The sequence below is a fragment of the Paraburkholderia panacisoli genome (assembly GCF_008369935.1).
Classification (GTDB): domain Bacteria; phylum Pseudomonadota; class Gammaproteobacteria; order Burkholderiales; family Burkholderiaceae; genus Paraburkholderia; species Paraburkholderia panacisoli.
This window is the reverse complement of sequence record NZ_VTUZ01000070.1, coordinates 26,729-36,764: the sequence shown is the minus strand read 5'-3', so window position 1 is coordinate 36,764 and position 10,036 is coordinate 26,729. Positions and strand designations below refer to the sequence as shown.

Here is a 10,036-nt window from a genome sequence, read left to right as displayed (position 1 = left end):
GTCTTCCCCGAGTCGCTCGAATTTGAGGATGTGGTCGGCGATGACCCCGCCGAGGACTACAACGAACTGGACAAGGAAGCGCCAGGCGCAGAGTAATCAGCTGTGGCCTGAGATACCGAGGAAGAGCCATATGAGACTCATCCCTATGCGCTATCCCTGGTCCTCACTGGCTGCGGCCAAGCATCGCATGATGCTTCGCCCACGGCATCAGGCCACTACCAACTGGCTGTCAGATCCACGGTCACGTCGAAGCCTTTGTAAGCGTAAATTCTCTTCATAGAAGGCCTAACTCTGGAAAGGCAAACAAACAAGCCTTTGGATAGCTCATTGACTGGCAGTATACGCTGTCTCGCCACCGACATTGGGACGGCCTAACACGACAAAATTTGAAAGCGTGAAGGAACATCTCTTCTTGGACGACAAACAACTAAAAACCTGGCAAAGTCCCCATAAGTGCAGTGCACTCAAGCTCGCTCCTTTTCTGCCGTAATCATTGGAGAGAACATCCGAAGCGTTCGTCCGCGAGTCGAGCTGTTCTCTTGTCCCGGCGGTACTATCAATAAACTGAAAACAACGTGGATCGCACCTCGTGACGAAAAAAAGAGAAATATGCCGACTAGCGGCCTATCTGCAAATCGCCCTCTCGGCATGCACGTGGGTTTCGCTGGCTATGGCCCAGGCACAATCGAGTGATGCCACCACGTCAAGGACGATGACACAGGATGGTAGGGACTTTGCTGCTGGCGCCAAGTGTGTAAAGCCCGACCGGATTTCCAACACGCATAATCCCGTAGAACTGAACCGGATGATGGTAGCGTGCGTAAAGCAAGAACGTCTCGCGGACGCGACGTTTTTGTACGCCATTTCTGGGGTCTATGGTAGGTACGACACCCTGAGGGTTCCCGATATCTCTGCCCATCAAGCGGTCACGATTATCCGTATGGCAACGATGGCGTCTCTCAGCGTGGATGAGAAGGCTCGCTTCGAGCGGGAAGTGCGTACTGAGATGGATGATCTCGACCACAAAAGGTCCGTCTGCAGTGCAATCGAAAAGATGGGGCCACCGGGTTACGCACCAGACTATATGACCAGACATGGCCTGGGCGTGACGCCTCAAAGACAGGCGCCCGACGCCCCGCAGCTTCACAACGATCCCGAATCCAGGTTGCGGCAGGCTTTGACTGGATATCTTCAGTGTCCGTCCGCGACTGCGAGTACTGAGACTCGACGCTTCGGACTGAAGGCGGAACTGCTGGTGAACGGCAAGCCATACGTGGTGGACTATCACTGGAGGTGTTCGCGCTTCCTGGAGAAATCGACACCCGTATCCGCCTGGTCAATCAATCCGCCTGCCGGTCCAGTTCTGAAGACGGTGAGCGAGACGACCGCACTATTTGTACGTGCGCCGTCTTATTGCGGTGAACCGAACACAGCGACGGCGAAGAATGAAGTCGACTTGCCAGTCCTGGTCATCAAATCACCTTCGGACCCGACGACCGTTCAGGTCTTCAACAAGTCCATCACTCACGGAGTTGGGTACAACATCGTCGTAAAGTCGGAATCGATATATCCAATTGAACAGGCGGTAGACGATTATGTGCTCTCGCCCCAAGAGAGAAGTTTTCGTGCGTTGGTCGAAGACAGGGAGCTCAAATTTCAGTCTGTTCAGGCTCGAATCGAACCGCCCGCCGATTGGGAATCAGATGATGCATTCAAAGAGTACCTTAGAAACAAAACGGGGATTGTGATCGCAGAGCCTCCTCTGGTCCGTTCGAATGTCGTCGGGGGCGATGGCGCCCACAATTTCTTTCCGTTCGAGCGAAAGAGGGCGATACCGCATACGCCGCGCGACCGGGAGCAATTAACTGTCCCACTGCGGGTCAACGGCGACTCATGGGAACTGCAGGCGAACGACGACACCACGTCCGCATCATTCTTTGTCCGGGTAATCGAGAAAGACCCAGTGAGGGGGTACAGACTGCCGCCGAAGATCACTGTCAACTACTCGGGTGTGGCGGTGCCTGTCATCGGAGCACAGGAAATCTTCGACACCAGTCAACATCGGTTGATAGAGTTCGTCAACAGCTATCAACCCTTGAGCATTATAGGAGTCCTCGGAGTCCGCTAAGATCCGAGGCAGCCATACGTGCATCGGTGAGGGGTGAGGCGACTGCGATAGGCGTCAGACGTCCCCTGCTATCCTCCCGCATCCGGATCGGATTGAGCTCGAGGGTCGTCATTCCGAACCCGTGAAAGAGCTCCCACAACTTGGGCAGGTGCTGGACAAGCGGCGAGATAATCTGTTTGGGCGCGCCCAGCGTCGAAAGCGCGTTCGCGACAACAAATGCCTTGAGCCCGGTGAGCGGGTCGAACGGAATCTGGACAACCTGTGACTTGTCCAGCTCCTCGATGTCGACGCCACCGTGATGGGTGAGCGTCATGGTCGGTGCACGGAAATGTGTCGAGTCCGTAATCGAGAAATAGACCTCGTACTCGGCAGGCACGCCCGCCTCAAAAGTCACGCCGTTGGCTTTCGAAACGGTGTTGGCGACGTGATGTTCGACGAAGTAAAGACGCTCCTTCTCCTTCAACGCGGTCGTCAGGTCAGTCAGTCGCACGGCCAATCAGGCCGACCTTGCCTTTCTTTCCGACACCGCCCTTGAAAACCGGCTTGATGAAAATCATGCCGTGCTTCTTCAGCATCGCTCGGATCTGCTCTTCGCTGGCGTCCGGACCCAGAATCTCAGGTCGGAAAGCCCACGAACTATAGCAATCTCGCGCCGTGCAACATACCGGTGACTTGCATGATGACCTCAGGAAGTGAGTTGAGAAACAGGTGTCGTCGGGACGATGTCGCTTACGGGGTCTTTATCGAACCCGTAAAACGAGTGCGGCGTCGAGCACAGGATTGCATCGACGAGCGAGGGCGCAAGACGTAAGTCCAGCAACGCGGAAAGCGTCTGGCTGTAGTCCGTCGCGTGTTCAAACTGCGTGTGTGGCCAGTCACTCCCCCACATCAGGCGTTCGGTGCCGAATGCCTTGATCAGTTGGTCCGTGGCATCGCGCATGAAATTGGAGCCGGGCTTCGCGCAGCGGTAAGCGCCCGAAATCTTGACCCATACACGACCCGAAGAGCCAAGCTCCAGCAGGTCCTTGAACCCCCGGTCGCTTGTACCGCTATCCAGGGCAGGGCGGCCAAAATGGTCGACGACGACAGGCAAGCCCACATCCAGCAAAGCAGTGATGAGCGGCGCCAGGTCCGACGCCTCCCTATGCAACTCAACATGCCAGCCGAGTTTTGATAACCGCCGCCATAGCGTCGCGTAGGGCGCCGTGCCGATGTCGGGGAGCGTCTGCCCCACAAGGTTGAGGCGCATACCGGTAATGCCATGGACGTTCAGTTGCACCAGATCTTCTTCCGGAATATCGGGGGAAACGACGGCCACGCCGCGCAGACGGGTCCGGTCACTGGCCAGCGCCTGTAAAAGATAGCTGTTGTCGGTACCGAGAAAGCTCGGCTGGACCAGCACGGCATTTCCAATGTCGCTCGCGTCCAGAAGCTTCCGGTAGGCGTCCAGCGTTGCGTCATAGTCGGGTGCGTAGCGCCGACCGTCCACGAGCGGCAGTGTCCGTGCAAACACGTGCGCGTGCGTGTCAACGCGAGGTAGACCCGGCCGCGCAATGGGTGGTGCCTGAGTCATCGCTGGCTCCGGGGATGGTCAAGCGCAAATTCGGCATCGGCGACCGGCTGTGAAGCCTGCTCCACGCCAGTCGGCCGCAACCGCTTGCCGCGCGTTTCGGGAAGCATCAACACGGCAACCATCGCCAGCCCGTACGCAATTGCCGCATCGATACCAATCGCTGCTCCCAGTGACATCGAATGACTCATGTACCCGACCAGCACGGGAAAACCAGCCGAGGCGATGCGACCAAAGTTGTAGCAGAAGCCGACACCCGTGCCACGCATGTCCGCCGGATAGAGTTCGTTAAAGAGTGCGCCCAGACTGGCCGGAATGCCGGCGGCAAAGAAGCCGAGCGGAAAACCCAGAATGAGCATCTCCGTGTTGCTCAACGGCAGCATGACGTAAGCCAGGACCGTGACAATGCACGAGAAGGCGAAGAAGGCGATGTTGCGGCGGCGGCCAATCCGGTCGAGCAGGTAGGCGCTCGCCATGCAGCCGCACCAGAAGGCGACAATAACGACGGCAAGGTATCCACCCGTGTCCAGGACCGACAGATGTCTCTCCTTTGAGAGGAAGGTCGGCAACCAGGTCATGATGGCGTAGTACCCGCCGTGGGCGCCTGTGCCGAGAATCGCGCCTATCACGGTGGTCTTGATGACGCGTGGCTGAAATACTTGCGCGACCTGTGCCCACACCGAAACGGCCGGCTCAGCGGTAGCCGGGGTGATTCGCGCCGGTTCGCGAAGATTGCGACGGACGTAAAGAACGAGAATTGCGGGTAGCAGACCGACGCCGAACATGACACGCCACGCGGTGTCCGACGGTAGCCAAGAAAAGGCTGCTGCGTACAAAAGCACTGCACCGGCCCAACCAATAGCCCACGCGCTCTGTACGGCCCCCATGGCCTTGCCCCGGTGTTCGGAACGGATGGTCTCCGCCATCAGTACTGCTCCGGCTGCCCACTCCCCGCCGAACCCAAAACCTTGCAATGCCTTCAGGACCAGCAACTGAGGGAAACTTTGGGCGAACGCACATAGGAAGGTGAAACTTGCAAACCAGAGAATCGTAATCTGCAGCGTCCGAACCCGACCAATCCTGTCGGACAAGGCGCCCGCCAGCCAGCCGCCCAACGCCGACGACACCAATGTCACACCGCTGATGGCGCCCGCCTGTGTATGGTCAATGCCGTAGGCTGCAATGATGGCTGGGATTGCCAGGGTGAACATCTGCACATCAAGGGCATCGAGGCCCCAGCCGGCGAAACAACCCCAGAAGGTGTTGCGTTCGAGGGGGGTCCCTCGTTTGTACCAGGTAAGCATCGCCGTCTCCACAGAAATTCATATATTCATATATATGACTATATGTCTAGTCTAGGGTCGTCTGCGAAAATGTCAGTGGGGATTTACCCTCGCCGCCACCGGTTGTTGTAAAGTGACTATTCCTGTGAACAACTATATGAATCATGGATACGCAATCGTTCTCGGGCAAGCCAGACGATCGGTTGCCCCGATACCAGCAGCTGCGCGACGACCTGGTCCGGCGCATCGCAGAGGGAGAGTGGGGGCCTGAAAAGGCGATCGCCACAGAGGCGGAGCTCAGTCAGTTCTATGACGTGTCGACGGGCACCCTTCGCAAAGCAATTGATTTGCTGGTCGCCGATGGCGTGCTCACCCGCACACAGGGAAAGGGGACGTTTGTCCGGCGCCCGCGCTTTGATTCGTCGTTGTTCCGCTTCTTCCGGTTCAAGTCAGTCGACGGCAAACCGGTGCGCCCGACAGCCAAGGTGCTCAGCCGCGAGGTCATCAAGCCGGACGAGAAGATTCGCTCGGCCTTGCGGATGAAGGCGACCGAGAAGACCGTTCATCTTTCGCGGGTTAGGCTAATTGACGGGCAACCGGTTTTGTCGGAAGAAATCTGGCTTCCTCGAAGCCGTTTCGAGGGGCTTGCGACTCTGCCCCTCACTGACTTCGAAGACCTGTTGTATCCGCTCTACGAGCGGCTATGCCGGCAAATCGTGGCATCCGCCACGGAGATCCTGAATGTCGAACAGGCCACAAAAGCTGATGCAGCGCTTTTGCGTATCGATGTTGGCAGCCCGGTAATCCTCGTGCACCGTGTGGCATCCGATTTTGCCGGGGCACCTATTGAATGGCGCACCACGCGTGGTGCTGCGTCAGCCTTCCAGTATCAGGTCGACATTCGCTGACAGCGCGACTTCCTCCGCGCACCTGTTGCATTCATCGGCCTTGGCACCGGTGACGTCGAACTGACTCGACGTCTTCCGGCAAGTCGCGTTTTCGCATGCCAGCCGGCTCCGACATTCGGCCTTGATCTCCCTTCGCTCCGAACATAGGCAGGCGGCCTGCTGAAACAGCAGCGCCGCGTGCGTGCGCCCGTCCGGGTTATACCTCATTGCAGACCAGTGCGAAACATACAAACATATATATGACTATATCAATTTGCTTGTTTGCGTTTGACTGAGCGTTCTGCGAAACGCCAGCCACGGCAGCGGGCATGGACCTTGGGAGCGAACATGTCTACGTCGGTAACACGCGAGCAGCAGGTAATGAAGAAAATCGCATGGCGGCTGATGCCCTTGCTAATTGTCATGTTTCTCATCGCATTCATCGACCGGCAGAATGTCGGTTTCGCGAAACTGGAAATGGTTCAGGCGCTCGGTATGACGGAAGCCGCCTACGGGTTGGGAGCATCGCTGTTTTTTATTGGCTACCTCCTGTTCGAGGTGCCCAGCACACTGGCACTACATCGTTTTGGCGCCCGTACGTGGCTTGCTCGCATCATGATTACGTGGGGCCTCATTACAGTGCTAATGGCGTTCACGAGGTCGCTACCCGTGTTTTACTCATTCCGGTTCGCACTGGGTGTTGCGGAGGCCGGGTTCTATCCGGGCGTCATTTACTATCTGACGCAGTGGTTTCCTCAGAGCTACCGAACGCGCGTGCTCGGGCTGTTCACACTCGGCAGTTCGCTGGCGAACATGTTAGGTTCGCTGGTTGGAGGCATGCTCCTTTCCTTAGGTGGGACCTTGGGACTGGCTGGTTGGCAATGGGTCTTCCTCGCGACCGGCATTCCGGCAATACTGATTGCGTTCGTAGCACTGAAGTTTCTGCCGAGCTCGGTCAAGGAGGCGACCTTTCTTTCTCGGGACGAACAGGACATTGTGATCGCAGCGCTCGTGCGCGAAGCGTCCCCTGAGGCAAAAGAGTCACGACCATGGGCCGCATTGCTTGACCCGAAGGTGCTTATGTTTGCAGCGACCTACATGATGATGTCGACGTCGCTGTATGGTGTTACGTACTGGATGCCTACGTTGGTGAAGAGCTGGGGCGTTCCGTCGAGCGTCAATGGCCTGCTCAACATGATTCCGTGGGCCCTCGCGACACTTCTTCTGCTTTGGCTTCCCGGGAAGCTCAAACGTGAACAGGTGGTGTTAAAAGCAATGGTCGTGGTGGCAGGCATCGGCGTCGTATGCTTTGCTTCCAGCCTCGTATTGCCGACCGTGTCGTTGCGCTTTATTGCTCTGTGTCTGGGTGGCGCATGTATTCCTCTGCTGTACCCTTGCTTCTGGTCGCTTCCCCCGCGTTTCTTTTCCGGCGCTCGAGCCGCAGCAAGCGTCGCGGCGATCAACTGCATCGGCAATCTTGGAGGGTTCTTCGGACAGAACCTGATGCCATACGTTGGCAAAGTCAGTAATAGCCACGTCGCACCAATGCTTGTTCCGACAGCATGCCTGTTAGCTCTCGCGATTGGGACCGCCATTGCGTGGACCGTCGGTGGTCATCGCAAGGCGGCGCTCGCATCATCAACGGTTCCGCTTTGATCAGGGTAATTTCATTCCTTGGCTCTTCGCGCAAGCGCAGGGGTCCCCAGCCAGCCTGAATGGCTTTACCCCTTCGAGAAGTTGAACCGTACTCAGTCTGCAACCAATCGAGCAGCGCGGGGGGATGAGTTGGTCTAAGAGTTTGGCCGTCCGAGCGTTGCACGACTCATGGCTGTGGCTGCGCGAACAGCCAAAACGGTCGTGAGCGTGCCAGCGTTTTTTTGACTGCTGCTTCTTGGCGAAGTGGCACCCGCACTCGAATCCGCCCGTTCATTTCCGTTTCAGACACACCGTTATGCGCGGTATCGTCTTTGGTAGTTTCACCATACATGGCCGCAGCGTCTTCGCGCTCGCCCTTGTCGAGATCGGGACGTTGATACTCGAATACAAGAACAAGCTCGTCTCGTTGAAGCATGCACAATGTGACAATACACAGTCCGCCTGCGGAGCAGGGTCACACTTCCTCGGGCCCGACGACGGCCTGGTAGCTGATGGTGCCGCTGGAACGCGTCTTCGCACGTGCGCTTCTCGCGAAGCAGTTTGAGGAACTGGTGTTGGTGTTCACAAATGCTGCTAGCCGTGTTCACAGGGATGCCAGCGGCCAAGACGTCGAATCGCTTGCTGTGTAAGGGAATGCGCCCGATCAGTGCGATTCGATGCCTGTTGCGACGGTACAACAACCATAAGGACGTTTGTTCAGTAACGCTGCTAGCGCGACATAGGTACCTGGATATCAAATCGCATCGACCACGCGATTGAAAAGGCGTTTTTCATAAGCGTCGTTCTATATCGATGACCGACCGCATGTTGTCAGCGGCCGCTGCAGCTTTCGATGGTTGCTTTCAAAAACGGAAACTTTAGCGCTTGTATGAAGTGTTATTCTGGTTGTCACGCGTCGTAGTGCTCGGCGGCAGGCCAGCTGTTCGGACACCCGTTATGTGCAAAACGGCGGTATAGCTGCAAGGCTCCGCGCGATCCTCTGACTGAATTCTCGGGCGTGTGCAAGGCACGCTAGCACTATTTGTGATCATGCTAGCGCCGCTATGAACACGGCCAGCAGCAATTCTGAACTACAATAGCCAGATCAAGAGGTGGAGGCATCGAACAGCCAGACGGCAGACGTCGTTTCACGAATAACCAGTGTTGTGAATTTCTTCGCTGCGGTGAGCTTTGAGGGGATTTTTGTGTGCGTTCCCTTGAGCGTCGAGCCAGCCCCCGCACACTACAAGTTTTTCGCCATAGGGTGCTAACAGGCCAACGCCGTTTTCGGTGTTGCGCAGCCACCGAGGATATAAAATTGCTGCGCAGTCCTCGCCCAGCTGCGTCTCAACCTCTGATTCATCGATCCAGAGCTTCGCCTCTTCCCCACGCAACGACGCGACCAGTTGATTTTCGAGAGTGCCACTGCGTGCTAGTCCAAACACTATGAGGCGCGGTTCAAGAGTTGCCAACAGTCTGCGGTTCGCTTGCTCTCCCATGCCAATACTGATAGCAAATTGCGCGCGATATCCGACCAGTGAATTGAAGAACGCGTCGTAAGCTTCTATGCTTACTCGAAGGAGAAAGGAGGCCCGATGGCAGCCCTTAAGTAGCTCGCCAGAAAACGGTTCCCACGTAACGGCGGTCGCCTCGGACGCTGCGATCATGCGTTCGATTTCGTCGAAACTGCCATAGCTCAGTAGTCGCTCGCGTCTGTCAGCCTTTATTGTTTCGGCAAAGTGCCGGATCGGCGTGGTCGGCGACATAGCTCTATAGGGCTCGGTTATTCGCCGCAGCGATCGGAAGGTCGCAGAGGCTGGTTGACTTGAGTTTGAACGATCCGCGCGCGCTCTTTTCAACGGATACGGAAGAGATTTTGGTGCCGCGCTAACCCCACAACGGCTGCTTAAGGTGACGCATACTGAATCCGCAGTGTTGGCCAGTTACGGCAATTCCGCTCGAGTATTCCGTGGACGTTTGAAGGTCGGCTCCACGCTGATTGTGTTGAAAAAGTCTTGTTTTGATACTGGGCGACGAGCTAGCGATCCTCGCATTAGCGCTGTCTCTGTTTTCGACAGATGTGGATCTTGTCGGAGCAAGCGCACCGTTGCGCATCACCCAGCAGCAAACTTCATCTTTGTGTTTCCAGGCATGATCCGCTTGGCCATTCGTCGCAGGTTTTGAGCCGTTGCCGCCAGCAGGAACTCGTCGTGCGCACCTGTTGGCCCACGCAGTCGCAAGCGGTCAAGCTTGAGGATACGTTTGAGGTGAGCAAAGAGCATTTCCACCTTCTTTCGCTCCCGGTATGATTGCTTGTATTCCGGTGTTGTCGCGATGCGCCTGGCTTCGTCGCGCGCGGCTTCGTAAATGCTGCGGGCGATTTTGCGCATGGGCGTATTCGGACAGCAGCGATCCTTCATCGAACAGCCAGCACAGTCGAATTGGCTCGATCGGTAGATAACCGTGTCTGCCTTCGTGATACGAGGATGTCTGGCGTCAACTAGAACTACCGTTGTGTTGCCTCACGGGAGGA

General features: G+C 56.8%; 7 protein-coding genes and 2 pseudogenes. 3 read left to right on the top strand and 6 right to left on the bottom strand.

Translation table 11 applies throughout. The annotated features are described in order from the left end of the window. The first annotated feature begins 589 nt into the window (after nt 1-589). On the top strand, nt 590-2,128 hold the full coding sequence (locus FVF58_RS47120) for a hypothetical protein (RefSeq protein WP_149676389.1): 1,539 nt from the start codon (nt 590-592) through the stop codon (nt 2,126-2,128). Between the two features lie 43 nt (nt 2,129-2,171). On the opposite strand, the pseudogene FVF58_RS47115 reads toward FVF58_RS47120, so the two are convergent. From FVF58_RS47115 to FVF58_RS47105, 3 genes and pseudogenes are all read right to left on the bottom strand, one after another. Then, nucleotides 2,172-2,761 (bottom strand): annotated as a pseudogene (locus FVF58_RS47115) (ATP-grasp domain-containing protein); the annotation flags it as partial. 52 nt (nt 2,762-2,813) lie between these two features. Next, nucleotides 2,814-3,701 carry an amidohydrolase family protein gene (locus tag FVF58_RS47110; protein ID WP_149676388.1) on the bottom strand — a complete coding sequence of 296 codons (888 nt, stop codon included), beginning with the start codon at nt 3,699-3,701 and terminating at the stop codon, nt 2,814-2,816. Continuing rightward, entirely contained in the window at nt 3,698-5,002 is a 1,305-nt protein-coding gene (locus tag FVF58_RS47105; protein ID WP_149676387.1) for an MFS transporter, read from the bottom strand. The genes FVF58_RS47110 and FVF58_RS47105 overlap by 4 nt, the downstream gene beginning before the upstream one ends. Nucleotides 5,003-5,145: 143 nt before the next feature. On the opposite strand from FVF58_RS47105, the gene FVF58_RS47100 reads away from it, so the two are divergent. Continuing rightward, entirely contained in the window at nt 5,146-5,889 is a 744-nt protein-coding gene (locus tag FVF58_RS47100; RefSeq protein ID WP_149676386.1) for a GntR family transcriptional regulator, read from the top strand. Between the two features lie 327 nt (nt 5,890-6,216). Next, nucleotides 6,217-7,524 carry an MFS transporter gene (locus FVF58_RS47095; protein ID WP_149676385.1) on the top strand — a complete coding sequence of 436 codons (1,308 nt, stop codon included), beginning with the start codon at nt 6,217-6,219 and terminating at the stop codon, nt 7,522-7,524. A gap of 166 nt (nt 7,525-7,690) precedes the next feature. Here the strand turns inward: FVF58_RS47095 and FVF58_RS47090 are convergent, their stop codons facing one another. From FVF58_RS47090 to FVF58_RS47080, 3 genes and pseudogenes are all read right to left on the bottom strand, one after another. Next, the gene (locus FVF58_RS47090; RefSeq protein WP_149676384.1) at nt 7,691-7,939 is read right to left on the bottom strand and encodes a hypothetical protein; all 249 of its coding nucleotides are present in this window, start codon (nt 7,937-7,939) and stop codon (nt 7,691-7,693) included. 712 nt (nt 7,940-8,651) lie between these two features. After that, entirely contained in the window at nt 8,652-9,269 is a 618-nt protein-coding gene (locus tag FVF58_RS47085) for a hypothetical protein (protein ID WP_149676383.1), read from the bottom strand. Between the two features lie 348 nt (nt 9,270-9,617). Then, a pseudogene (locus FVF58_RS47080) lies at nt 9,618-9,986 on the bottom strand (transposase); the annotation flags it as partial. Between the last annotated feature and the right edge of the window lie 50 nt (nt 9,987-10,036).